This window comes from Commensalibacter papalotli (ex Botero et al. 2024) (assembly GCF_947179115.1).
Classification (GTDB): Bacteria; Pseudomonadota; Alphaproteobacteria; order Acetobacterales; family Acetobacteraceae; genus Commensalibacter; species Commensalibacter papalotli.
In genome coordinates, this window is sequence record NZ_CAMXCI010000008.1 from 1 (window position 1) to 26,166 (window position 26,166).

16 protein-coding genes and 1 tRNA gene are annotated in these 26,166 nt (G+C 38.4%); 15 read left to right on the forward strand and 2 right to left on the reverse strand.

The genetic code is table 11. The features are described from left to right. The first annotated feature begins 172 nt into the window (after positions 1-172). From QMN76_RS10230 to QMN76_RS10245, 4 genes are all read left to right on the forward strand, one after another. Positions 173-1,672, forward strand: a complete 1,500-nt coding sequence (locus QMN76_RS10230; RefSeq protein ID WP_282024708.1) for an AMP-binding protein — start codon at positions 173-175, stop codon at positions 1,670-1,672. Positions 1,673-1,769: 97 nt separating this feature from the next. Then, positions 1,770-8,393 carry a type I polyketide synthase gene (locus tag QMN76_RS10235; protein ID WP_282024706.1) on the forward strand — a complete coding sequence of 2,208 codons (6,624 nt, stop codon included), beginning with the start codon at positions 1,770-1,772 and terminating at the stop codon, positions 8,391-8,393. A 9-nt stretch (positions 8,394-8,402) separates the two neighbouring features. Beyond that, positions 8,403-10,445, forward strand: a complete 2,043-nt coding sequence (locus QMN76_RS10240) for a fatty acyl-AMP ligase (protein WP_034340857.1) — start codon at positions 8,403-8,405, stop codon at positions 10,443-10,445. 43 nt (positions 10,446-10,488) lie between these two features. Beyond that, complete coding sequence (locus tag QMN76_RS10245; protein WP_084051607.1) at positions 10,489-11,946, forward strand: autotransporter strand-loop-strand O-heptosyltransferase; 1,458 nt, start codon at positions 10,489-10,491, stop codon at positions 11,944-11,946. 63 nt (positions 11,947-12,009) lie between these two features. Here QMN76_RS10245 and ubiG read toward each other — a convergent pair whose 3' ends face one another. After that, positions 12,010-12,762 (reverse strand): bifunctional 2-polyprenyl-6-hydroxyphenol methylase/3-demethylubiquinol 3-O-methyltransferase UbiG, encoded by a 753-nt coding sequence (ubiG, locus tag QMN76_RS10250; RefSeq protein ID WP_282024703.1) that lies wholly within the window; start codon positions 12,760-12,762, stop codon positions 12,010-12,012. 185 nt (positions 12,763-12,947) lie between these two features. On the opposite strand from ubiG, the gene QMN76_RS10255 reads away from it, so the two are divergent. The 11 genes from QMN76_RS10255 (at position 12,948) to QMN76_RS10305 (ending at position 23,959) form a co-directional block, all read left to right on the forward strand. Next, positions 12,948-14,201, forward strand: a complete 1,254-nt coding sequence (locus tag QMN76_RS10255; RefSeq protein ID WP_282024701.1) for an aspartate kinase — start codon at positions 12,948-12,950, stop codon at positions 14,199-14,201. Then, on the forward strand, positions 14,201-15,259 hold the full coding sequence (locus QMN76_RS10260) for an NAD(P)H-dependent flavin oxidoreductase (RefSeq protein ID WP_034340866.1): 1,059 nt from the start codon (positions 14,201-14,203) through the stop codon (positions 15,257-15,259). The genes QMN76_RS10255 and QMN76_RS10260 overlap by 1 nt, the downstream gene beginning before the upstream one ends. Before the next feature lie 28 nt (positions 15,260-15,287). Next, the gene (locus tag QMN76_RS10265; protein ID WP_282024699.1) at positions 15,288-16,388 is read left to right on the forward strand and encodes a helix-turn-helix domain-containing protein; all 1,101 of its coding nucleotides are present in this window, start codon (positions 15,288-15,290) and stop codon (positions 16,386-16,388) included. A 130-nt stretch (positions 16,389-16,518) separates the two neighbouring features. Next, positions 16,519-17,649: a flavodoxin-dependent (E)-4-hydroxy-3-methylbut-2-enyl-diphosphate synthase gene (gene ispG, locus QMN76_RS10270; protein ID WP_282024697.1), complete on the forward strand. Its 1,131-nt coding sequence runs from the start codon at positions 16,519-16,521 to the stop codon at positions 17,647-17,649. A gap of 29 nt (positions 17,650-17,678) precedes the next feature. Next, complete coding sequence (hisS, locus tag QMN76_RS10275) at positions 17,679-18,929, forward strand: histidine--tRNA ligase (RefSeq protein ID WP_282024695.1); 1,251 nt, start codon at positions 17,679-17,681, stop codon at positions 18,927-18,929. 3 nt (positions 18,930-18,932) lie between these two features. Next, positions 18,933-20,015 carry a peptide chain release factor 1 gene (prfA, locus tag QMN76_RS10280; RefSeq protein ID WP_235176866.1) on the forward strand — a complete coding sequence of 361 codons (1,083 nt, stop codon included), beginning with the start codon at positions 18,933-18,935 and terminating at the stop codon, positions 20,013-20,015. 127 nt (positions 20,016-20,142) lie between these two features. Continuing rightward, positions 20,143-20,319, forward strand: coding sequence for a P-loop NTPase family protein (locus QMN76_RS10285; RefSeq protein WP_282024693.1), 177 nt, complete (start codon positions 20,143-20,145; stop codon positions 20,317-20,319). A gap of 409 nt (positions 20,320-20,728) precedes the next feature. Continuing rightward, positions 20,729-22,024: a serine hydrolase domain-containing protein gene (locus QMN76_RS10290; protein ID WP_282024691.1), complete on the forward strand. Its 1,296-nt coding sequence runs from the start codon at positions 20,729-20,731 to the stop codon at positions 22,022-22,024. A 146-nt stretch (positions 22,025-22,170) separates the two neighbouring features. Further along, complete coding sequence (gene prmC / locus QMN76_RS10295) at positions 22,171-23,031, forward strand: peptide chain release factor N(5)-glutamine methyltransferase (RefSeq protein ID WP_282024689.1); 861 nt, start codon at positions 22,171-22,173, stop codon at positions 23,029-23,031. 221 nt (positions 23,032-23,252) lie between these two features. Beyond that, a complete protein-coding gene (locus tag QMN76_RS10300; RefSeq protein WP_328517265.1) occupies positions 23,253-23,798 on the forward strand; it encodes a DUF4167 domain-containing protein in 546 nt (181 codons plus the stop codon). An 86-nt stretch (positions 23,799-23,884) separates the two neighbouring features. Next, positions 23,885-23,959: transfer RNA gene (locus QMN76_RS10305), tRNA-Met, on the forward strand. A gap of 275 nt (positions 23,960-24,234) precedes the next feature. Here QMN76_RS10305 and QMN76_RS10310 read toward each other — a convergent pair. Beyond that, a complete protein-coding gene (locus QMN76_RS10310; protein ID WP_034340884.1) occupies positions 24,235-26,013 on the reverse strand; it encodes a porin in 1,779 nt (592 codons plus the stop codon). Between the last annotated feature and the right edge of the window lie 153 nt (positions 26,014-26,166).

The following is a 26,166-nucleotide window of genomic DNA, read 5'->3' on the forward strand; positions in this document are numbered from 1 at the left end:
TAAATTGATTAAGGTCGAATTAACCGCAACATCAGAATATTTCGTAGATATGATTGAAGTCGCAGAGAAAATTGCGTAATTTTAATCGATTTATAAATAAATTGATGTAACTTTGTAAATATGAAACTTTCCTTTTCTATAATTATAGAAAAGGAAAGTTTTTATTGTTCTGATGATGGAGACCTGTTTAATTATGTATGATCGGTTTATAGAGCATGTTGCAAGAATAGCCCCTAATAAAGTGGCAATGCTTTCGTTTGATGGTTCGGTTACTTTTGCTAAGATGGATGCAGACATTAACCGGTTGGCAAGAGAGTTATTAAATACATTAACGCCTCTTCCTAAGATTGTAGCAGTCTCTTATCAACAAATGCATCCTCATTGGATGTTGTTGATGGCATTAAGTCGCCTTGGTATTGCAACAGCTTCTGTTGCTGATGATAGTTTAATTGCTGCTAAGGAGGTATCTGTTTTAAAACCAGACCTCATCATTAGTGATGCGTTATTTGATATAGAAACCCAAGCTCAAGTGAGGGTGCTTGATTTAGAATGGTATTCTAAAGTTGTAGAGGGGCCTGAGGTAGAACCAGTCAGATTGACTCTGGATGCAGATCGTGTCGTTAGGATTGCGATTTCTGCGGGGACCTCTGCGGATCGTCATCGTATTGATTTTACGGCAAGAATGTTAGAAGTTGCAATCTTACGAATGGCAGAGCAGGAGTATATTGCATGGGTTGGTACGGAAAAAGTGGAACGTTTTCCTGTTTTGTTACCAACATTAGGCTTTGGTAGTATTCATGGTTTTTTAAGTACGTTAAGTATTTGGTCTGTTTGTGGCATAGTTTTAATGGTGGATCGTGAGCAATATCCAGCAGCAATTACAATGCTAAAGCCTTCATTAATGGTGATATCACCATCACAACTTCAAGCAATTTTAGAAAATATGCCGGTTGATATTCCTCCTGTAAAAGATTTGCGTTTGGTGATTTCTGCGGGGCATTTTCCAAAAGAATTGCGTGAGGCTGTTAAGGCACGTTTAACAGAGCATATGCGTATTTTATATGTAACTAGTGAAAGTGGTATTATTGCTGGGGCTCATATTACACAAGTAACACATGATGATATGGCAGGATGGATAATGCCATGGGTTGATGTGCAAATTGTTGACGATCAAGATAATATTTTATCTTTTGGTGAAGTTGGCAATATTCGCATTAAAAGTGCTGATATTATTGATCATTTTTATGAAGATGAAGAAGCTACAAAAAGACAATTTAGAGATGGTTGGTTTTATCCTGGGGATCTAGGGATCTTGGATGAAAATGGTTGTTTAAGAATATTTGGTCGTGTTGATGAGTTATATAATTTTGGTGGTGATAAATTTTATGCCAACAAAATTGATCAGATTCTTCGTGTTGTTCCTGGGGTTGAGGATATTGCATTATTTTCAATGCCTAATTCTAGTGGTGTTCCTGAACCATGGTTAGCAATCGTTCGAGGGGATGGATTTGATGTGGACAAAGTTAGTGCTGTATTAGAGAAAAATTTCCATAATTTGCCAAATATTAGGGTGATGTGGGTTAATCAAATTCCTCGTGATTTGACAGATCGCGTTTTAAGATATCAGTTAAGTATGGCTGCAACGCAGCAATATGTGGCAACAAAAAAATAAATTATAAAAAGTTTAGTTCGTTATCGGTTGGGTTTAATAGTCATTTACATGGTATATAACTCAAAAAATAAGATTATATTGGAATATAGAGAGAACCATGCAGGTAGTTAATAATAAGAAATATTCTGGTGAAATAGCCATTGTAGGTATTGGGTGTAGGTTTCCAGGTGGTATCGTTGATCTGGATAGTTTTTGGGAAGCTGTTTGTGGAAAAAAAGAAACAGTTAGTCGTATCTTGCCAACACGTTGGAATTGGAGAGAGGTTTACGACAAAGATAATACAACAGTTGCCAAAAGTTTCTTTTTAAATGGAAGTTTTTTAACACAACCGATTGATGAGTTTGAACCTCTTTTCTTTGGTATGTCCCCTAAAGAAGCAGTACAGTGTGATCCTCAACAGCGTGTGTTATTAGAAGTTGCTTGGGAGGCAATGGAAGAGGGCGGTTTGGTTCCTGCTAAATATGCTGGAAAAAAAGTTGGTGTATTTGTTGGGATTTTTGCAACTGACTGGTTGATTATGCAATCCAGTCATTATGCAAGTGAAGGAAATGCTGAGACTAACTTCTTGGCAACGACAGCATCAACCACGATGATTTCAGCACGCTTATCATATTTCTTTGATTTCTGTGGGCCATCTTTGGCATTAGATACAGCATGTTCCTCATCATTGACCGCTATTCATTTAGCTTGCCAAAGCTTAAGAAATGGCGACAGTGATATGGGTATGGCTGGTGGTATTAATATTATGTTGATCCCACAGTCAGGTGCCTTGGTTGCTAAGGCACGCTTTATGGCTGAAGACGGAAAAAGTAAAAGCTTTGATTCTGCTGCTGACGGCTATGGTCGTGGTGAAGGTTGTGGGATTGTCATTTTAAAACGTCTTGAAGATGCTATTGAAGATGGCGATAAAATTCATGCAGTTATTAGTGGTATTGGTATTAACCAAGACGGCCATAATGAAGGAATTACCGTCCCTAGTGCTATTGCTCAAGAAAAGCTTATTCGTGTTGTTGCAGAGCAAGCAAATGTTGATTTAAAAGATATTGCTTATGTAGAAGCTCACGGAACAGGAACGCCTGTTGGTGATCCATTAGAAGCACAAGCTATTTCTAATACAGTTGGAAAAAGTCGTGCCAAAGATGATCCTGTTATTATAGGGTCTGTTAAAGCAAATATTGGACATTTAGAAGCCGCTGCTGGTGTTGCAGGATTGATTAAGGCTTGCTTATGTCTTGAACATAAGGCTGTTCCTCCTCAGGCTAATTTGAAGGAACCCAATCCAAATATTCCTTTTGAAGAAATGAATTTGCGATTGGTGCAAGATGAAGTTGTTCCTTTAACAACAAAAGCTAAAGATCTTTATGCTGCTATTAACTCTTTTGGCTATGGTGGTTCAAATGCGAATGCAATTATTCGCGCACCTCGCAAAGAGGAAGTTAGTCAAGATATCAATTCAGAAATGGTAAATTTACCTTCTGATAGCTATATTTTATCATTATCTACGAAACAACAACCTTCTTTAAAGTTGATGGCAGAGCGTTATGCTGCTTTCTTAAAAGAAGAGAATAGTCCTTCTTTAGATGATATTTGTTATTCTGTTGGTAAACATCGTTCTTACTTCCAAAGACATTTGGTTGCATTTGGTAAAACGAAAGAGGAAATTGCTCAAAAATTAGAGGATTTTGTTCAAGATAAACCTAATCCTGATGTTATTGTTGGGCAACAACAAATTAAAACTCAGACACAACCTGCTTTTGTATTTTCTGGTATGGGACCTCAATGGTGGGGGATGGGACAATGGCTATTAAAGCATGGCCCTGCAGAATGTTTAGCAATCGCTAAAGAGGTTGACCAGTATTTTAAAGAGCTTTCTGGTTGGTCAATTCTTGCTGAAATGCAAAAAACAGAAGAAGAATCTCGTATTCATGAAACTGCAGTGGCTCAACCTGGAATATTTACTGTTCAGGTGTGTTTAGCTGAAGTGTTGAAGTTATATGGCATTCATCCAGCTGCTATTGTTGGACATAGTGTCGGTGAAGCTGCAGCTGCATATGTTGCGGGCGCACTTAGTCTTAAAGATGCGACAACAGTAATTTACCATCGTAGTCGTCTGCAACAAACTTTTGCTGGCAAAGGTACGATGTTGGCTGTTGGGATGGCGCCTTCTGCTTCAGCGGAACTGATTAAAGATTATGAGGGGGATGTTGCGGTTGCTGCAATTAACAGCCCACGTTCATTTACATTATCTGGTAGTAAAGAAAACCTAGAAAAAATCGCAGCTGAATTAGAAAAACGTTCAGAATTTAACCGTTTCTTGAAGGTTGAATTGGCTTATCATAATCCAATTATGACTGATATTCGCGATGAATTTGAAGAGGCTGTTGAGAGTATTCAGCCCAAAACACCAACTATTCCACTTTATTCAACGGTTACAGGACATATTTGTGATGATACGTTCTTTCATGACCCGAATTACTGGTATCGTAACCTTCGTCAAACCGTATTATTTGCCGAAGCTATTTCAACAATGATTCATGATTCCTACTCTTTATTTTTAGAAGTAGGGCCTCATCCTGTTTTATCTGCGTCTATTAAAGAATGCGCAGCAACATTAAATATTTCTATTGGTACAGCTTATACGTTGCATCGTAATGAACCAGAAGAAAAATCATTAGCTAAAGTTCTATCAACATTATCTGCAGTTGGATTAGAGTTAGATTGGAATAAAATTGTTAATGGTAAGCGTATTAACCTTCCGTTCTACGCTTGGGCTAAAGAAGTTTATTTTGGTGAAAGTAAACATTCAAGACAACGCCGTTTAGCTGTTCGCTTAAATCCTGTATTAGGAGATGTGGATTGGTCTGCTTCTCGAGGATGGTTGTCCGAGCTTAATATTAATTTTATGCCATGGTTAGTGGATCATAAAATTGAAGGAATGATGGTGCTTCCTGGTGCTGCTTATGTAGAAGCCGCTATTGCAGCGCACGCACAACTTGCAATTAATGCGCCTAAAGAAATGCAAGAGCCAGCTATCATTGAACATTTGCAGCTTAAAAAAGCAATGGTTGTTGATCCTGATCGTAAGTTCTATCCATATATGACTTGGAGTGTTGATGAACTAACAAGTCGTCTATTGGCTTATGGTCGTACTGAAAACGATTCAACCAATTGGGATTTATATGCTTCTGTTTCTTTACGTCGTACCTCTCCATGGGGTGGGGATGATATTGAAGATCTGAGTGCATTAAAAGCCAAAATTACAGATCAGGTTGATACTGCTTTCTTCTATGAGCAACTGCGTGAGCATGGATTAGAATACGGACCTGCATTCCAGACTATCCATGAATTACATCGTGGAGATGGTGTTGCATTAGCACATCTTAAACTTGCAGAAAGTGAACAAGAAACTGTTGAAGAATATTATATTCATCCAACGCTGCTTGATGGTGCCTTCCAATTATTTGGTTTGTTAGGCGCTAAAGATAAAGCCCTAGCAGATACAACATTTGTGCCTGTTGGTATTGATCGTGTAATGTATTACGGCAGACATGAAGGTGAACTTTATGCTTATGCGTGTAATTTCAGAAAAGATGATGATCTCTTTATTGGTGATATTTTCCTTTATAACTTAAAAGGCGAACCAGTTCTTAAAGTTAAAGGCTTGACGGTTAAAGAGCTTGCTACTGAAAAACAAAAAGAAGCAAAACGTGCACGTTGGTTATATCGCTATGAATGGAAACAAGTAGAGGCTTTATCTTTACTTGGTGAAATTGCTCGTGTTGCTGTGATTACAGATAATGATGTGGTTGCTACGCCGTTGATTGCAGAGTTGGAATCTCAGGGGGTTTCTGTTTTCCAAGGTTGTTTGGGGGATAAATCAGGTCAAGAATCTGATAATGTTTACAATATACGTCCTGATCAAGCTGAGGATTATAAAGGCTTTTTCTCATTCATAGATTTGCATAAATGTCGAGCTGTCGTTTATTTACGCAGTAAGCTTGATAATACCGAAGATAAAATTGGATTATCTTTAGTTCAAGAAATGTTAGTTCTTTCAAAAGGGCTGCCTGCTCTTGAAGAAAAAGACGTTACTGAAAATCTTCGTTTTGTTATCTTGACGCATGGTGCAGAAAAAGTTCTTGAAGATGAAAATATCGTTAATCTGAATCAATCTTCATTACGTGGTTTTGTGCGTGTGTTCTCACTAGAGCGTCCTGAATTACAAATGAAAATGGTTGATATTGATGCAGATATGACCATCACGGAGCCTGGTGTAATAGCAGCTGAAATTTTATCTGATGATATGGAAGATGATGTTGCATTAAGAAAAGATACACGTTTTGTATCTCGTCTGGTTCCATTTAAAAGCCAAGAAGATGTTAAATTTATTCCTTTGACTGAAGCAGGGGATAACGTTGGATATCGTCTGATGCCTGGTCGTTCAGGAATGTTGGATCAAATCCATTATGATGCATTTGAACGCCAAAAACCACCTCCAGGACATATTGAACTTGAAATTATCACGTCATCTTTGAACTTCAAAGATGTGTTGAAAGTCATGGGCTTGTTGCCTCGTAGTGTGATGAAACATACATTCCATCAAGCTGGATTAGGTATGGAGGCTTCTGCGCGTATTGTTGCTGTTGGTGAAGGTGCCCATGAAGCTGGATATCAAGTTGGTGATCGTATGGTCGTGTCCATTCGTGATTGTTTAACTTCTCATGCAATTGTGCCAATTGAGAATTTATATGCCGTCCATCTTGATGCAGCTTCTATGATTAGAGAAGCAAAACGTTACAATCTTAGTGATGAAGAGGTGGATCGTATTCGTAATGAGCTGATTGAAGAAATTCCAAATGCTGAAGCATCAACAATGCCTACAGTTTTCTCAACTGCTTATTATACTCTAATTGATCTTGCTAATTTGAGAGAAGGACAAACAATTTTAATTCATGCAGCTTCGGGTGGTTTAGGATTGGCGGCCATTCAAATTGCAAAATTAAAAAAAGCTCGAATTTTTGCCACAGCAGGCAATGATGAAAAACGTCAATATTTGCGCGATATTGGATGTGAGCACGTTTGGAATTCTCGTAACCTAGAATTTGTTGATGGTGTTAAAGAAGTAACGAATGGTAGAGGGGTAGATGTTGTTCTAAATTCTTTATCAGGTGAATTGTTACATGAAAGCTTGGCACTAGTTGCGCCGTTTGGACGTTTCTTTGAAGTAGGTAAACGAGATATTGTTGAAGAAAAATGGCTGCCAATGCAGGCGTTTAACGACAATATCGCGTTTTTCTCTATGGATTTGGATCGTATGTTGGCTCAACGTCCAGATGAAATTATGCGAATGTTGATCGAAGTTACACGACAAGTAATGATGAGAAACATCGTAATGCCTCCATGTACGATATTCCCAGCATCAAAATGTATCGAAGCATTCAGACAGATGGCTTCTGCTCAACATATTGGTAAAATTGTTATTGATTTTACCGATACCAAAGATGTCATGGTTAAACCTGTTCCAAAAGACTTGCCAACAGTTTCTGCTGATGCGGTTTATGTGATTACGGGTGCATTTGGTGGTATGGGCTTACAACTGGTTCAATGGTTGGTAGCACTTGGTGCAAGACATTTGGTTGTTGTTGGGCGTTCTTTGAAAAAAGATGATGAGAATATCCAAAAAGCAATTAAGGTGTTAGAACAAAACGATGTGCATTTATATCAAATGCAGGCAGATATCACGGATTACGACAGTATCAAATCTGTTATTGATAAAGTAACTCAATTGGATGTTCCTTTAAAAGGTATCTTCCATTGTGCAGCAGTGATTGATGATGGTGTTATTGAAAATCTGGATGATGAACGCTTGGCTCGCGTGATGTTGCCTAAAGCACAAGGGGCGTGGAATTTACATGAACTAACCAAAGATATTGATCTAGATCATTTTGTTTTATTCTCTTCTGCTACTAATCTTCTTGGAAATATTGGGCAAGCAGCTTATGTTTCTGCGAACTTCTTCTTGGATGCTTTAGCAAAATACCGTAAAGAAATTGGTCTTCCTGCTCTTGCGATTGAGTGGGGTGCGATTGACGGTGGGTCAATGTTCCAAAAAGATAGCCGTGCTGCTAAAAACTTTGAAGCTATTGGGGTAAGTCCTATTGCGATTAAAGAAGCTTTGGCAACGATTTCATTACTTTGGAAAGCAGATCAACCTTGTGTTGGTGTATTGGATATTGATTGGTCTAAGTGGTTTGGCGTTTTCCCAATCAGTCGTTCGGTTGGACGCTTCCAAGATTTGCTTACATTAGGAAATTCTTCATACGAGCAAACTGAAGCATTACGTCAATTGAATGCATTACCTTTAGAGGAACGTTTACCTTTTGTGGTGCAGAATTTAATTGATATTCTGACTAAAACTTTACAAATTCCGCCGGACAGTATTGATGGTAATACTCGTTTAACTGAACTTGGTATTGATTCATTGGTTGGTGTGGAATTACAGATTGCGATTAGTAACACATTAGGATGTGAAATTTCATTATTACAACTAATGAAAGAAGAAAATCTGCAAGATGTGGGTAAAGTATTATTAAGAAAGCTGAAGGTTCCATTTGAAAGTAATGAGTCGTTAGTTCTTGATTCTGATGCGCAAACACCTACATCTGAATCTGAAGAGATTACACCGATAATTGAAGATGCTTCAAAGAAAGAAGTGGAATAAGCATAAATAATGGCTCTTATTATTCCAGATGATACCGAGGAAGATTGGGCATGTAAGGCTTATGGCATTGTCGACTGGCACACATCTACGTTGGTCGACATGTTACAGCATCGTGCAAAACTTTCCCCATCAATGGTTTTGTATACTTTGTTGGATGGTGATTGTAACCCAGTTGACCATTTAACGAGTGTTCAATTAGATGATAATGCAGCAACAATTGCAGCAGGTTTACTTCATTTTGGCAAAAAGGGAGATCGTGTTCTTCTTTTATGTGATAATGATTTAAATTATATTTCTGCTTTTTTTGGATGTATTTATGCAGGAATGATTCCTGCCTCTGGTGTTCATATTGATGTGATGCGTAGTGATGAACGCTTTGAAATGGTAGCAAATGATGCGCAGCCTAGATTGATTATTGGGCCGCGCAAAATTCTTGCTGATTACAAGGCTGTTCATAAAGATCTTGATTGTAAACCTATATGGGTCTCTTTGGAGGTTTTATTAAATGCAAAAAATAAAATCGCTATTAAAGGGGATAACCAAGGGGTCGCGTTTATTCAATACACCTCAGGGACAACTAAAAATACTCGTGGTATTGAATTAACACATCGTAATTTGATTTTTAATTTACGTCATCAGGCAAAAAGCTATGAGTATCTTGATGAGGACTATAGTGGGTTAAGTTGGTTGCCTTTAGCTCATGATATGGGATTGATTGGTTGTGTATTATTGGCTATTGGAACTGGGGGGCGATGTACATTATTGCCTCCTAAATATTTTATCGAAAAGCCAGTGCGTTGGTTAAAGGCATTAACAAAATATAAAGTCAGTATGTCTGGTGGCCCAACTTTTGCATATAATTTATGCACAAGAGAAGTTACCGAAGAAGAAATGCAAGAACTAGACTTGTCTCATTGGGAGCTTGCTCTTAATGGTGCAGACACGGCCCAGGCAGATATCATGCAACGTTTTTGTAAAAAATTTGCTGATGTGGGTTTCAGAGCCCGTCATTTAGTGTTTGGATATGGTTTAGCTGAAGCAACGCTTACTGTGACTAGAACAAAAAGGCGCGTTTCTCCTAAATTTAGAAGTTTTTCTCGAAGTGCATTAATGGCTGGTTTTGCTTGGCCAAGCACGAACAAATTTGATCGTAGGGAGTTGATTTCTTGTGGAACGTCTTTAGAGGATCAAAAGGTTGCTATTGTTGATCCAGAATCTCGCAAGGCGGTCAGAAGTGGACGTGTTGGAGAGATTTGGATCAGTGGTCCTAGTATTGCTAAGGGATATTTTCAACGACCAGAATTAACAGAAGAAGTATTCCATGCAAAAATTGTAGGACAAGATGAAAATTATTTACGTACGGGTGATCTTGGATTTTTATTAGATAATAATTTATTTTTTTCTGGACGAATGAGCAATGTCATTGTTTTACGTGGAAAAACATATGATCCTGATGATGTTAGTGGTGCTTTAGAAGCTGCATGTTCAGATATCAGGCCCAATGCAACGGCGTTTTTTTTAGCTAATCCAGAAGATTTTGCGTCGATTACGGTTATCATAGAGTTGGTTAAAAAGCCTTTGAATTCTTATGAAGAAATTGCTGAAAAGGCTTATGAAGTTATTACAAAAACGTATGATATCTGGCCTAAAATGATTGTGCTTACACGTCCAGGCGGTGTTTTGAAGACTCCAAGTGGAAAAGCGCAAATTGCTAGAACTCGTAAAGCATTGCATGAAAATGCATTGCCTGTTATTCAAAAGTTTGAGTACGAAGTACCAGATCTTCCACCGCCATTATCTCGTGAAGAGGCATTAATTGAGGTTGAAAAATGGATTGCTGAGGAAACAAAAGATTGGGATGAAGATGTTAAAGAATTAACGCGTGAGAAATTGGTAAATAGAGAAGTGGATTCAGAACTGTTATTAAATTTAAGACGAGCTTTTGAACATCATTTCCATATTCAAATTGATCCATCCGAGTTTATGGTAGCATGTCAGGATTATAAGGATTTATGTAATTTACTGGCAGGCCAAATTAGTGTAAGTGCATAATCATAAAAATGCATGATATAAAAAGAAAAAAAGGGCATAGAGAATGAGTGAAGATTCCAAAGTTAAAGTTGAAGGTTTTGAGCGGATTAAATTAAAAACACGTGATGAGCAAGAAGTAGAACAAAATTCTAAAAATTCAGTAGCAGCACCAGTCATTCAAGAATTATCAGAAAGATTTGCTCCTAAAATTGGTGGAGAGATGACGCCAAATCAAGAAGTGCAAAGCTCTGTTGAAGGTAATCAAGCGCAACCAAGTAATGTGCAGCCTCCTACATCAGTGGAGGCTAATCTTGTGCAACCTCCTGCGATGCCTACACAAGAAGGCGAGCATGGTATTTTTTATGATTTTAACTTTGGAATGCGTGTGTGTGTTCCCAAACCTGTTGAAGGTGAGGGGTGGCGTATCCAATTATATGATTTAGATGCAGAAGTTGGATTGTTAGATCAACCTTGCTTTGATGTAGGGCATGCAGCAACAGCAAAGCATCATTTCTTAAACGGAAAAATAACAGTTTGTAAAATTCATAAAGATGGAAAAGTAGAGGAAGTTTTTTCTCGTAAATATGATGCTAAAGATAAAAATGTTTTGATTGTTTTCCCTAATGGTTCATTAGGGGATTCTTTGGGATGGATGCCTTATGCTGAGAAATTTAGAAAGAAACATCATTGTAATTTGACGGTTGCAATTGGTAAACCATTAATTGAATTGTTTGAAAAATCCTATCCAGAAATAAAATTTGTTGATTCTGTTGAGTATGCAAAACAAGAGAAAAAAGATAGTTTTTATGCTTCCTATTATATAGGATTATTCTTTAAAGATGAGGATAATCATTGGCAACCACAAGACTTCAGACAAGTTGGTTTGCATCGTACAGCAGGTTATATCTTGGGTGTTGATCCAACTGAAGAGCCTCCTAAATTAACTGTAGATGATGATACCCGTCCAATAGAAGAACCTTATGTTGTTATCGCAGCTCAAGCATCAACACAATGTAAATATTGGAATAATCCATATGGATGGCATAAAGTTATTGAATTTTTAAAGTCAGTTGGATACCGAGTTATTTGTATTGATAAGGAAATTACATTTGGGAGAGACCTTGTTTGGAATCATATTCCTAATGGTGCAGAAGATCAAACAGGACCTCGCTCTTTGACGGAACGGGCTCGTTGGTTAAAACATGCTGAATTTTTTGTAGGTCTGTCTTCTGGTCTGGCTTGGTTGGCTTGGGGTGCAGGAATACCCGTTGTGATTATTTCTGGTTTTACGCATCCATCGACTGAGTTTAATACTCCTTATCGTGTGTTTAGTACACATGTATGTAATAGTTGTTGGAATGATATTCGTTATCAGTTTGATCATACTAATTTTTTATATTGTCCAAAACATCAAAATACGCCTCGTCAGTTTGAGTGTACAAAAGGGATCTCGCATCAACATGTAATCAGTACGATTATGAAAATCCCTGGATGTCGTAAACAACCTGTAGTTTCAGTCTAATTATTATAAAAAGCCTTTGAGTTTTAAACTCAAAGGCTTTTTAATTACTTTTAATTACGCAGATTATGCCTTAGATAAACAAATCATATAATTTATTTTTACGTTATTAGTTATTTTCCAGCCATTTGGTCTCAAAGTTAATCCAGCTATGTCAACTATACGTAACCCCGCATGATGAGCCATCTTTCCAAGTTCAGCAGGTGTTATAAACTGTTTCCAGTTATGAGTACCAATTGGTAATTTACGAGTTAAATACTCTGCACCTAGTTTAGCAAACAAAAAAGAGGGAATATTGCGATTAATTGTAGAAAGAAAAGCAATTCCCTGATTTGTTAAAAGCCTAGAGATATTATGAACAAATTCTTGAGGATCATTCACATGCTCCAATAGTTCTAAGGCGTTAATAATTTGAAATTGTCTTGATTCATAGACCAATTCTTCAATTGTTCCTACCTGATAGGTTATTTCACCGCTATTAGGTGGAAGAGGCACGCTATTTAAATGATTTTTTCCAGCCTGGATAACGTCTTTTGCAGCATCAACACCAATGACATTATATCCTAAAGAGGCCAAGCCTTCACTAGCGATACCAACGCCACAACCAATATCTAAAATCGGGCATGTTTTATCTAATGGTTGATATGTTTTAAGAATATTTTGAATCCATTCGATACGAAGTGCATTCATTTCATGTAGGGGGCTCATTGGGCCTGTTCGATTCCACCATTCACTGGCTATGGCATTAAATCGATTAATTTCGTCATCTTTAACAGAATTCTTTTGATTGTGTGGGTCAGGTGGTGTAACGGTGGACATAATTAGGCCTTTCACAGGGTCACCAAGATGAATTAATCAAATTATAAACAAAAAAAGAAGTCAATAGTTTGATTATCAATTATAACTGGGTTAAATAATTCATTAACGATATTTTAATCAATAAAGTCTATAGTTTCATTATGTAAAGAGTAATAATGAAATAATCATTGCGGAGTTTGTCTTTTATGCCTCTTAATGCCCCTAGAATAGTAATGAAATTTGGTGGTACATCTGTTGCCGATTTAGATAGAATTCGAAATGTAGCGAAAACGGTCAAAAAGCAAGTTGAGGCAGGGTGTGAAGTCACAGTTGTTGTCTCTGCAATGTCTGGTGTTACCAATCAGTTAGTCGGTTATTGTGAATCTTTAAACCCATTATTTGATCCTTGTGAATATGATTCGATTGTTGCCACGGGTGAGCAAGTAACCAGTGGTTTATTAGCGATTGCCTTGCAAACTTTAGGTGTGAAATCACGATCTTGGGCAGGATGGCAGATCCCAATTTTAACAGATGATGCACATAGTAAAGCAAGAATTAAATCAATTGATTCTTCCAAGCTTATTGAATGTATGCAATCAGGGGTTGTCCCTGTTGTTGCAGGCTTTCAAGGTGTTGATGATAATGGTCGCGTTGCAACGTTGGGGCGCGGTGGTTCTGATACTTCTGCGGTTGCACTTGCAGCAAGTATGCAAGCAACAAGATGCGATATTTATACAGATGTTGATGGAATTTATACAACAGACCCCAGAATTGTCAAAAAGGCAAAACGTATCTCAGCGATTGCTTATGAAGAAATGCTAGAACTGGCTTCTGTTGGTGCAAAAGTTTTGCAAACACGTAGTGTAGAGTTGGCAATGAAAGAGCAGGTCAGGGTTCAGGTGCTGTCCAGTTTTGATGATAATCCAGCACCGATGGAAAATTCGTTACCTGGGTCTTTGGTTGTAAGTGAGGATGAAATTATGGAAAAAGAACAAGTTACCGGTATTGCATATTCTTTAAACGAGGCTAAAGTCGTTATCAAAGATATTCCTGATCATCCTGGTATTGCCGCATCAGTTTTTGCACCTTTGGCACGCGAAAACGTAAATGTTGATATGATAGTGCAAAGCAGTGGTAGCAATCAAAAAACAGATATGACGTTTACGGTTCCCAAAACAGATTTATTAAATGTTCAAAAGATTTTGGAACGTGAAAGAGAACATATTGGTTTTGCAGAAATGTTAGCCGATGATGATGTGGTAAAAATCAGTGTTATTGGTATTGGTATGCGTTCTCACACTGGGGTTGCAAATACCATGTTTAAAACATTGGCAGAACGTTCAATTAATGTTCAAGTGATTTCTACTAGTGAGATTAAAGTTTCCGTATTGGTTGCAGCCGAGTATGTTGAATTAGCCGTTCGTGCGTTACATACGGCTTATGGATTGGATGCTCAATAATGCAACATAACGGGGTTGATTTGATGGGTTTAGATAAAGAAGCGCAAAACGAATTAGCATCTTTATGGAACAGAGGAACCGAGTTTCTAGGTTCTGAGGTTGCTATTTTAGCAGGTGCAATGTCTTGGGTCAGTGAACGCCATCTTGTTTCTGCGATTTCTAATGCAGGTGGTTTTGGTGTGATTGCTTGTGGTGCAATGGATCCTGCTTTACTAGAAGCAGAAATTATTGCAACGCAGTCCATGACGACTAAGCCTTTTGGTGTTAATTTAATTACCATGCATCCTCAGCTTAATGAGTTAATTGATGTTTGTTTAAAATTAAATGTAAAACATATTGTGCTGGCTGGGGGGGTTCCTTCTGGTGCAGCAATAAAAAAAATTAAAGATGGTGGCGCACAAGTGGTTGCGTTTGCTCCCGCTTTGGTTTTAGCTAAACGGTTGATAAAAATGGGTGTTGATGCGCTGGTAATTGAGGGCGCAGAAGCAGGCGGGCATGTTGGCCCTGTTTCTTTGACAGTATTAGCTCAAGAGATTTTACCTATTATTCGCGAAGTGCCTGTTTTTGTTGCTGGTGGGCTTGGGCGAGGGGATGCAATTTTATCTTACTTAGAAATGGGGGCCTCTGGTGCGCAATTGGGTACAGTGTTTGCGGCTTCTGTAGAAAGCCAAGCGCACGAAAATTTCAAAAAAGCTTTTATCAGAGCAGCAGCTCGTGATGCTGTTACAACCGTGCAAATTGATGATTCTTTTCCTGTTATTCCTGTTCGAGCTTTGGCTAATCAAGGAACCAAAAATTTCATGAAGCATCAAGCGGCTATGATTCAAAAATATCAAAATCAAGAACTCAGCAAAGAAGAGGCTCAATTAGATATTGAACATTTCTGGGCTGGTGCTTTACGTCGTGCAGTAAAGGACGGAGACGTCGAGAATGGTTCTGTGATGGCAGGGCAATCTGTGGGAATGGTTAAAGAGATATTGCCAGTTAAAGAAATTATTCATAACTTAGTGAAACAAGCGGTTGATGCCTTGGTGGTCAGACGTCAACGGATTAAATAATCATAATTAACCTTAGGTTGAATGAAGCATGAGCGACTTAAGCCAATTGCACTCTGAGAAAAATATTGGAGATATGCTAAAGAATCGTAGAGAAGAGTTAGGGCTTAGCCTTGATGAAGCTTCTCAACGGTTACGTATTCGTCTAATATTTTTAAAAGCATTAGAGGATGGGCGTATTGATCAATTGCCGGGTGTTGCTTATGCTTCTGGTTTCTTAAGGGCTTATGCTGAATTATTAAACTTAGATAGTGATGCGTTGGTGAAGCGTTTTCGTCAAGAAAGCCAAGCTAATGCTGAAAAACCAAAGTTGATGTTTCCTGCCCCTGTGCCGCAAAGTGGTATTCCAGCTGGAGTTATTGTTTTTTTTAGTCTTTTGATTATGGTTGGGGCGTATATTGGTTGGTATAAGATGTCTGATCATCACCAATCCCCTTCTGAAACAATCCCGCCTCCACCAGCACAACAAGATCAAAAAGTAGGGGAAGCTCAACAAGTTTCACCACAAATTGCATCTATTATGCCATCAGAACATCCTGTATCTATGTCAGGCAATGAGAATAAGGCTACTTCTGCTGATGTTAATAACAATAAACAGGTGGGTAATAATCCATTAACACCTCTGACGGATTTAATGCGCCCAGTGTCTTCTGATCAGTTGCCACAGCAACCTTCGTCAGCTCCTGCAGTTACAAATATCATTCCTGCTGAAACAAAAGAGCCTGAGAAACCGTTGATGATCAAAGCAATTGCCCCTAGTTGGTTACAGATCAAAGATAAAACGGGTAAAGTTTTATATCAAAAAATATTAAAAACAGATGAAACTTGGCAAGTTCCCAGCGATCAAGATGAGGTTTTGTTGACAATTGCTAATCCTAGTGTTGTTGTTTTACAAAAAGGCGATATTCAATCCTCACCATTAGGGAAAAAGGGAAAAGCCTTGCGTCGTTTTGTGCTGAATAAGGAAAAAGCTGATAAATTATTGAACCCAGAAGATGGTGATATAAAACACCCTTCTGATGAAGGAATACCTCAAGAGGTGAAAAAGAAACCAGTCGTGAGCAAGCCTGTTTCACGTTCTAAACATGATGTATCTGCTGATGATCTGAATGCAAAGCAGCTTAATCGTTAAGTTTATTGAGGACAAAGAATTGCACCTTTCATCAAACGTTCCTAAATAAGAAGTTATTAGATAAGATTATATAGCGATTTCTTTTGAATAATTTGATATATTCTATGATCATTTCGGAGATTAAAATTAAATGAGTTTACGCCCATATCAACATATTGAACGCAATAAAACCCGTCAGATTCATGTTGGATCTGTTCCTGTAGGCGGTGGTGCACCGATTAGTGTGCAAACCATGACCAATACGTTGACCAGCGATGCGAAAGCAACAATTGCACAGATTAAACGTGCAGAAAAAGTTGGTGTAGATATCGTTCGTGTTTCTTGTCCTGATGAAGCAAGTACAGCAGCATTAAAAGAAATCGTTCAGAATGTGAGTGTGCCGATTGTTGCAGATATTCACTTTCATTACAAAAGAGCGATTGAAGCAGCTCAAGCAGGGGCCGCTTGTTTACGGATTAATCCTGGTAATATTGGTAGTGCAGAACGCGTTCGTGATGTGATTAAGGCTGCTAAGGATTATAATTGTTCCATTCGTATTGGGGTTAATGCAGGTTCTTTAGAAAAGCATTTGTTGGAAAAATACGGTGAGCCTAATCCTGATGCATTGGTTGAAAGCGCATTGGAACATGCAAAGATTTTAGAAGATAACGATTTCCGTGAATTTAAAATCAGTGTCAAAGCATCCGATGTATTCTTAGCGGTTGAATCTTATCGTTTATTATCCGAAGCTTGTGACTATCCATTACATATAGGAATTACCGAGGCTGGTGGAAAACGTGCTGGAACTGTAAAATCTTCTATTGGTTTAGGCTCTTTATTATGGGCGGGTATTGGGGATACAATGCGTGTTTCTCTATCCGCAGAGCCCGAGGAAGAAGTTGCAGTAGGTTGGGATATTTTAAAAAGTCTTGGTATACGCCATCGTGGAGTTCATGTGGTTTCTTGCCCATCTTGTGCGCGTCAAGGATTTCAAGTGATTCCAACTGTTGCTAAGTTAGAAGAACGTTTAGCACATATTGAAACACCGCTTTCTTTGTCTGTGATTGGTTGTGTGGTGAATGGTCCTGGTGAAGCAACGATGACGGATGTGGGGGTGACAGGGGGTGGCTCTGGTCGTCATATGGTTTATATGGCGGGTAAACAAGATCATACCGTTCCCGCAGAAGATATGATTGACCATATTGTCGAGTTGGTAGAGAAAAAAGCTGCTGAGATTGAAGCTGAAAAAGCTGCAGCCAAAGCAAAAGAAGCATCTAAATAATTTTATAAACTTTAAGGCAGGATAAAAGCGTGAGTGTGGTAAAGCCCGTTCGTGGAACGCATGATTTAATTGGTGAAGAATCTAGACGTCATCAACATGTTATTCAAGTTGCAAAAAAAGTAACTTCTTTATATGGGTTTGAGGAATGGACTACCCCTGTTTTTGAAGAAACAACCGTATTCGCACGATCTTTGGGGGAAACTTCAGATGTTGTTTCCAAAGAAATGTATTGTTTTGAAGATCGTGGGGGGGATTCATTAACATTGCGTCCAGAGGGAACAGCAGGTATTTGCCGTGCATTGGTTACCAATGGATTAACGCAGTCGTTACCACAAAAGGCTTTTTACGCGGGTCCGATGTTTCGTTATGAGCGCCCGCAAAAAGGGCGTTATCGCCAGTTTCATCAAATTGGGGCTGAGCTATTAGGAACGTCTACGCCATTTGCAGATGCAGAAATGATCGCAATGGGCTATCATATTTTGCGTGAGCTTGGCATTGCTGATGATGTGGTGCTAGAGCTGAATACATTAGGTGATGTTGCAAGCCGTAAAGCGTGGAGAGAGGCGTTAATTTCTTATTTTCAAGCCTTTCAATCAAAACTATCAGAAGATAGTCGTAATCGTTTAGAGAAAAATCCATTACGTATTTTAGATAGTAAAGCACCTGAAGATCGAGCATTGTTGGCAAATGCACCCGCTTTAAAAGAGCACATGACCCCTGAAGCACAAAATTTTTGGGATCAATTAAGGGTTGCATTGGATCAGTTTAATATTCCATATAAAGTAAATCCTTATATTGTTCGTGGCTTGGATTATTACAGCCATACGGTTTTTGAGTTCGTGACGACCAAGCTTGGTGCGCAAGGCACTGTTTTAGCGGGTGGGCGTTACGAAGGCTTGGTTGAAGAAATGGGTGGCCCAGCAGTGCCGTCGATCGGTTGGGCAGCAGGGATAGAACGCTTGGCTTTGTTGCTAGAACAAAGTCCAAAAGCCTCTGTGCCCATAGTAATCATTCCATTATCTGATGACGTGCATCAAGTTGCGTTTTCTACATTACAAGATCTGCGTTATCATGGAATTTATGCCGATATTGCGTATAAAGGAAACTTGCGCAAACAAATGGAACGTGCGAATAAACTGAATGCACCATTAGCTCTGTTAATCGGTGAGGAAGAAGCACTAAGACAAGTGGTGCAAGTAAAAGATTTAATCTCTGGCGAACAGGCTGAAGTTGCTTTAACGGATCTTGTTGCGCATTGTAATATGAAATTGGCGAAATAATCGATGTCTTCTGAAGAATTTTCTATAAGTTTTAATGATCGTTTGGATAAAATTGTTGCTCGTTCAGAGGAGCTGCAACATATTTTATCCACTGAGATTTCAGGGGATGAGTTTATTGAGGCCTCTCGTGAATATGCAGATCTCAATGCAATTGTAGCGTTGGTTCATGCGTTGCGTGGTGCTGAAGAAGAAACCAAAGCTGCTGAAGAAATGTTGCAAGATCCTGAGATGAAAGATCTTGCAGAAGCAGAGTTGGAAACTTTGAATGAAAAGTTGCCTCAGTTAAGGCACGATATACGTTTGGCAATGCTTCCCAAGGATAAAGCTGATGAAGGGGATGCGATTTTAGAAATTCGTCCTGCAGCTGGTGGGGATGAAGCTGGCATATTTGCAGCGGAATTGTTTGGTGCGTATCAACGCTATTCTGATATGAAAGGCTGGCGTTTTGAAGTCATGGAATATGACGATACCGGCGTTGGTGGGATTAAAGGGGCGATGGCTTCGATTGCTGGAAACAATGTGTTTGCACGTTTAAAATATGAATCAGGCGTTCATCGTGTACAACGTGTGCCTGCAACCGAAAGTCAAGGACGTATTCATACCTCTACAGTAACGGTGGCAGTGTTGCCCGAGGCTGAAGAGGTTGATGTTGATATTGATGAAAAAGATTTGCGTATTGACGTATATCGTGCTTCTGGTGCGGGTGGTCAGCACGTTAATAAAACAGAAAGTGCGGTGCGTATTACTCATATGCCTTCGGGTGTGGTGGTTGCAATGCAAGAGGAAAAAAGTCAGCATAAGAACAAAGCAAAGGCAATGAAGATCTTGCGTGCGCGTTTATATGAACAACAACGTGCTTCGTTGCATGCTGATCGTGCTGCTGATCGTCGTTCTCAGGTGGGAACGGGGGATCGCTCAGAGCGTATTCGCACTTATAATTTTCCACAAGGACGAGTAACTGACCATCGTATTAATTTAACCTTGCATAAAATCGATCGTATTATGTTAGGAGAATTCGATGAAATCGTGGATAGTTTAGCCCAAGAAGAACAATCAAGAATGCTAGCTGCTGAAGAAGCGATGTAAGATTTATTAAATATGTTAAGGATTTAAAAATACTTAGTCATCTAGGGCAACGGATTTGTATTGTGGGGCCTTCAAATAGTGGAAAATCTACTTTGGCGGTGGCTATCAGTCTATTCATCTGGATCAATTGCATCATTTTTCAGGAACTAATTGGCAACAAAGACCCGCCGAAGAATTTATTGCTTTGCATAATCAGGCTATTAGCGGACAAGTGTGGGTTATAGAGGGAAATTATTCTATGTGTTTGCCTGAACGTCGCACATGGGCAATGGGCTTTATTCTTTTGATGTTTCGATGCCTTTAAGCTTGGTGCGTTATCTTCGTCGAACTTTATTTGAAAATAAGAGAGTAGGGAGTTTGGGAAATAAAAAAATCATATTCAATGGTCAATGATTCGTCATATTATGGTTGCTACCCAAATTAACCGAAGACGCTATAGAGAGGTATTTAATCAGATTAAATTACCTAAAATTAGTTTGTTATCTTCTAAAGATATTAATAATTTTATCACTCTGAGAATTTAGATAAATAATTATCTAATTGTATCTTTATGATTAAGGAAAGATGCAAATTTGTTGATAGCTTTGTTCAAGAAAAATAATATAGGCTATAGTTATATATTGGGTGAATTTATGTATTGCTCTTTATTTATTTTGTATCAATAATAATCTGAGAAAAATAATGAAATTGAAATAAATAAGGAGAACTTTAAAATGAAATTTTATACTTATTTGCTTGCTTTTTCCATGGCAGCTATTGCTCAAGTCTCTGCTAAAGAAACCGTTGATAATCATTGTGGCGTAGCCGAATTAAAATGCCCTGCTGTGGTTGATAAAAAATTACCTGCGGTCAAGGATATGTTGACCTGGGATCAGCAGCAACGTGTTATTGGGTTTCGCAATGACTATCGCTCTTACAAAGGGGACGTGTTTAAAGCAGGTAACCCACAACACCTTCCTAAAGCGTTAAAAGATTTATCACATGTTTCATATGATTATAATGGTCAGAAATATACATTAAACGAATATATTAAACGTAATAATGTGGCAGGTATGTTGGTGATTAAGGATGGTAAAATCGTATGGGAATTTTATGGCAAAGGAAATAATAACACAACGCTTTGGACGTCTCGTTCTGTTGGTAAATCAGTTGTTTCCACTTTGGTCGGAATTGCTCTAAAAGAAGGTAAAATTGCTTCATTAGATGATTTAATTGTTAAGTATAATCCTGATGTAAAAGGAACTGCATGGGAAAATGTCACCATTAGGCAGTTGTTACAACATACTTCTGGTGTCGAGTGGGGCGAAGATTATACTGATCCAAAATCTGACTTTGCTCAATTAACGCAATGTGAAGCTGGGCAAGTAGCTTATGATTGTGTCAATAAGCTGGTTAAATCTCCGACACGCAAAGCATATGCAAAACCTGGGCAAGCATGGTCATATTCTTCAGGCGGGGCATGGTTGCTGGGGGATACTTTGGAAAAAGCAACAGGGATGTCTTTGGCTGCATATTTACAAGAAAAAATCTGGCAACCTGATGGAATGGTCAGAGATGGTGTCTGGCACAGTTATGCCACAGGAAAACATGACGTTGGTGCGCATGGTTTTAATGCGACACTAGAAGATTGGGGTAAATTTGGGCTGTTGGTTGCAAATAATGGTGTTTTGCCAGATGGAACAAAAATTTTGCCAGATAATTGGGTTAAAGATGCTGGTACATGGAATAAAGCAAAAAACTCTGTCACAGTAAAACATCCAGATGGTAGTTACGGATATGAGTGGTGGAATAATAGTGTGCCAGCAAATTATCAAGGTCATTATACAGATAGATTAAAAAGTAACGAGACACTATGGGCGTTGGGTATTTTTGGTCAAGTGATTATGGTGAATCAAAAAGAAAATTTGGTGATTGTGCAATGGTCTGTATGGCCCAAAGCTGAACCATCTTTTGATAAGGAACCTTTAGAGACAGCATTAATGTTTAATGCGATTGCTGATAAATTATAAAGCTGGTTGAAGAGGATTTTGTAATTCTCTTCGCTTGTTTTTACGTATAGTATTTGAATTTATCCTGATTGAAGAATATATACTACGAGGAATGTGAACCAAATTTTAAATATTTTTATTCTATCTAATTTTATAAAGTTTTAGTCGTGCAACATACAGAAACCTCATTGGCATCATTGATACAAGAAGGGGAGCAGTTATTAAAAGCTGCTGACATAGAAGATTGTAGACGAGAAGCTCAGCTTTTAATCGCTGCAGCTTTGCAAAAAAGCATTACTGAGATCTTTATGATGGATAAAAATACGCAGCTTGATCCAGTATTAATTCGCCAGTATTTTGCCAGGCGTGCCGAACGAGAACCTTTTGCGTATATTGTTAAAGAACAGGGATTTTGGAGTTTAGATTTAGCGGTTTCGCCAGCAACCCTTATTCCAAGAGCAGATACAGAATCTTTAATTGAAGTATTACTGACATTGTTGCCTGATCGACAAAAACCTTATCGTTTTTTAGACTTAGGTACAGGCACGGGATGTTTGTTATTGGCTGCGTTGTCAGAATATCCTAATGCATTTGGACTTGGGGTTGATAAAATAGAGCAAGCAGCATTGCTTGCTGGCGCAAATGCCAAACAATGCCAGTTGGAAAATAGATCTTCGTTCATCACAGGAAATTGGGCTGATGCAGTACAAGGGTCTTTTGATGTTATTTTATCCAACCCGCCATATATTCGTAAAAAAGAACTATTAGAGCTGATGCCAGAAGTGCAAGCGTATGAACCTATGTCTGCGCTTGATGGTGGTGAAGACGGATTGGATGCCTATCGATATATATGCAATCAAGCAGTTGATTTATTATCAGATCAAGGTATATTGATACTAGAGTTAGGCATAAAGCAGGATATAGAGGTTTCAAATATTGCTTTATCCAAGGGGTTATATGTTGTTCAAAAACAACATGACTTAAATGGTTGCATCAGAGCTCTTGTTTTATCTCGACAAACATTATAAAAGAATGTGGCAAATATTATATATTGCTAGGTAAAGCAATGATGATAGATATTACCTAATAGAGTTAAGTGAATTAATTGTTTCTGTAGTGTAAAAAAAATAAAGATCAATTAATATACTGAAAGATTCATATTTTTATTATGACAATTTAAATAGTGACTTTTCAGAACTTAGTTCCTGAATTAAAAGCTATTGCGAATAGGAAAGCACAGCGTCAACTTATGAATACAAAACGTATGCGAAGCCGTTACCATCGCCCTGGTAATGGGGGTTCTCGTAATCAAAATGGACAGGCTTCATTTAATCGAAATCATGTTTTTGACAGTAATGGACCAGATATACGTATCCGTGGTACAGCTCAACAGCTTCATGAAAAATATCTTCAGCATGGTCGTGATGCGTTAAGTTCTGGGGATCGCGTTGCTGCAGAGAGCTTTTTTCAGTATGCAGAGCATTATTCACGTATTTTAAATATGATGAATCAATCTGCTCAACAGCGCCAACAACAACGTCCACAGCATAATAATGGATATTCAGAGAATAACGCTGAAAATGAGCATACATCTTCCTCTTCTACACAAGAAGAGCAACCTCAACCAGAGGTGGTTGCTGAAGTAATTGAAGCGATTACAGAAAAGCCTGTTGAACAAAACGTCACTGAAAAAACAGAAGAAGAACCTGTAGAAACAGCACCTGTTCGCCCACGTAGAGGCAGACCAGCACGTTCAGTCGCTGCAAAAAAGAAATTGCAAGAAGAGAGCAATTAAAAATAAATTTATAAAGACGGGTGAAAAATGCTTGACTTTCTTTATGGAATAAGAGTAATTAAACCTCGTCTTTAAGATTATAATAAGGCGGCGTAGCTCAGTGGTAGAGCAGGGGAATCATAATCCCTTGGTCGGTGGTTCAAATCCGCCCGTCGCTACCATATAACAATTTGTTATATGGATATTTAAGTTTTATATTAATTTTATATAAAACAGAGTTATATTACTCTTATTTAATTCTTCATCAATCTAGCTATATAATTACAATGTTGTTGCTTGATATATTTTATATGTTTAGCATAGGCTGTGATTATGTAGATTGATAATTTATATCTTGTTAAATAAGAATTATTATAATGCATTTATTGGCATATAAATAAAGCTTCTGTTTATTAAGTCGTCATTTGTAAATAAACAGAAACCTATTTTATTAATTTTAGAATGCTGCTTGAAAGCGCATGGCAATTGCATCCATATTTCGACCATGCTTGTTTAATGGGTTATTTGGTGTAGAGGATGCCATGATATGATCATAGTTTAACATCACACGGAAATGAGGATTAGGATACCAGTTAAGCCCACCGGTCCAGACAGTTTGTTGTCCTCCATTGACTCCATCACTAGCATTTTTATGGCTATTTAAATCCAATACACTCCAACGGCCACTCACTTCTAAAGCGCCCCAATGATTTTGCTTTGGATCAAAATCATATTCTACACCAGGTGCACGAAACGCCGCAGAGCGAATATCATAGCTTCTTGGTTTACCGAGGATGGTATAGGTTAAGGAAGTATAATATCCATCAAAATTTAGGTTGCTGTTAGAACTAGAACGATTAATCCCATATTGAATATATTCTGATTTGGCTAGGAAACGTTTCCAACGAAAAGCAAGTTCTGGTCCAGCTTCCCAAACACTACTGACGTTATTCAAAGCCCCTGTTTGAACTAATGTTTCTTGGGTAAGTCTGAATCCAGGAGAACCAGAAAAATTATATAGTTTACCTTTGTTAGTTTGGGCAACATCAAAAGCACTTGAGGCAGAAACACCAATATGAAGATCTATATCTCGACTTGCATAAGGGCGCCCCGCAAAGCGTAACATGCCACCTGTTTGATCTTTAATAATATCTGGATTATTTTTCGTAGTATTATAAGCATGTCCTGTAAAATAAGCCCCCAAATACCATCGTTTTCCATAGGTTAATCCACCAATACTGAATCTGGAATCCCCTGCTGCAACACCACGGGCCAATTCAACAGCGGCAGGCCTTTCCATCAATACGCCCTCGTTTGAGCTTTCAGAGCCTTCTAAGGTAACGCGTGGCTCGAAAAAGCCAAATGTCAAAATGGTATTTTTAAACCCACCATATTGCATATTTGCTTCGTACAGTCCTGCTTCTCCATTTCCGAAATCAGGGGTAATATTCACAGAGTAATCCGTATAGCGGAAGGTAATGGGAATACGACCACGACGCAAGTTTTCTCGGAATGGTGAGAAACGACCTTTCGTTTCACCTCGACGCGTGCCTGAATTAATATAACTACCAATATCCTCTTGTAATGCTAAACCAATAGCAAAACTATAGCGACCATCATCTGTTGCTATTGTGGGTCTTCCTGCTGGGAAACCTATGCGTAGCCCACCAACATAAATGGTTTCATCATGTTCTGTTGCCGATGAAAGTAATGGCATATTTGGAGACCAAAAAGAAGCACCACGATCAGGGGGAGGTAGTCCTGTGCTATGAAGTAAATCAAGCACAGTTTTTTGATGTTGTTGGGCCTCGTCACGTTGTGCAGAAGATTGATCTGCAACATTAATCATTCTAGGATTTTGTTGAGTTATATTGTTTCCCGGTTGGCCAATAGGAACGGCTGAGGATTGAGGTTGAGTTGAAGCTATTGTTTGATTGGATGGTGCAGCGGTTCCCATTCCTGTTGAGGGCTGTTGAGCAACATTTATATTCTTCTTACGCTGATTAATATTAGATTTAACGGTTTCTGCTTTGAGTTTATTTTGTCGTGAGCGTAGGGATGTGACTTCCTTTTTTAATGCCATGATCTGTTTATTCATTTCAATCATTTGTTGGTTCATGGCTTTTAAGGTGGCCTCTTGATTTGTATCAGCAGAGGCTTGTTGTGAAAAGATAAATGCTGTGCTGGCTAATGTGGTGATTAACAATGTTAATCGAAATTTTTGGCAAACAACCATAGTAAAACCCTAATTCATAAAAATATTAAGGTTCTTGTATAGGATTCTAATGGTGCTTGGGTTTCAATAAGATAACAGTTCTATGAACTTTATATGACAAACTTCTAAAAAAACCTCTTTCTTTTCATAAAACTTTCACACGGTTTGTGTAAT

Excerpts from the sequence above, each read along its gene's own strand:
- QMN76_RS10230 (WP_282024708.1), top strand. The coding sequence starts at position 173 with ATGATGGAGACCTGTTTAATTATGTATGATCGGTTTATAGAGCATGTT.
- QMN76_RS10235 (WP_282024706.1), top strand. The coding sequence starts at position 1,770 with ATGCAGGTAGTTAATAATAAGAAATATTCTGGTGAAATAGCCATTGTA.
- QMN76_RS10240 (WP_034340857.1), top strand. The coding sequence starts at position 8,403 with ATGGCTCTTATTATTCCAGATGATACCGAGGAAGATTGGGCATGTAAG.
- QMN76_RS10245 (WP_084051607.1), top strand. The coding sequence starts at position 10,489 with ATGAGTGAAGATTCCAAAGTTAAAGTTGAAGGTTTTGAGCGGATTAAA.
- ubiG (WP_282024703.1), bottom strand. The coding sequence starts at position 12,762 with ATGTCCACCGTTACACCACCTGACCCACACAATCAAAAGAATTCTGTT.
- QMN76_RS10255 (WP_282024701.1), top strand. The coding sequence starts at position 12,948 with ATGCCTCTTAATGCCCCTAGAATAGTAATGAAATTTGGTGGTACATCT.
- QMN76_RS10260 (WP_034340866.1), top strand. The coding sequence starts at position 14,201 with ATGCAACATAACGGGGTTGATTTGATGGGTTTAGATAAAGAAGCGCAA.
- QMN76_RS10265 (WP_282024699.1), top strand. The coding sequence starts at position 15,288 with ATGAGCGACTTAAGCCAATTGCACTCTGAGAAAAATATTGGAGATATG.
- ispG (WP_282024697.1), top strand. The coding sequence starts at position 16,519 with ATGAGTTTACGCCCATATCAACATATTGAACGCAATAAAACCCGTCAG.
- prfA (WP_235176866.1), top strand. The coding sequence starts at position 18,933 with ATGTCTTCTGAAGAATTTTCTATAAGTTTTAATGATCGTTTGGATAAA.
- QMN76_RS10290 (WP_282024691.1), top strand. The coding sequence starts at position 20,729 with ATGAAATTTTATACTTATTTGCTTGCTTTTTCCATGGCAGCTATTGCT.
- QMN76_RS10300 (WP_328517265.1), top strand. The coding sequence starts at position 23,253 with ATGAATACAAAACGTATGCGAAGCCGTTACCATCGCCCTGGTAATGGG.
- QMN76_RS10310 (WP_034340884.1), bottom strand. The coding sequence starts at position 26,013 with ATGGTTGTTTGCCAAAAATTTCGATTAACATTGTTAATCACCACATTA.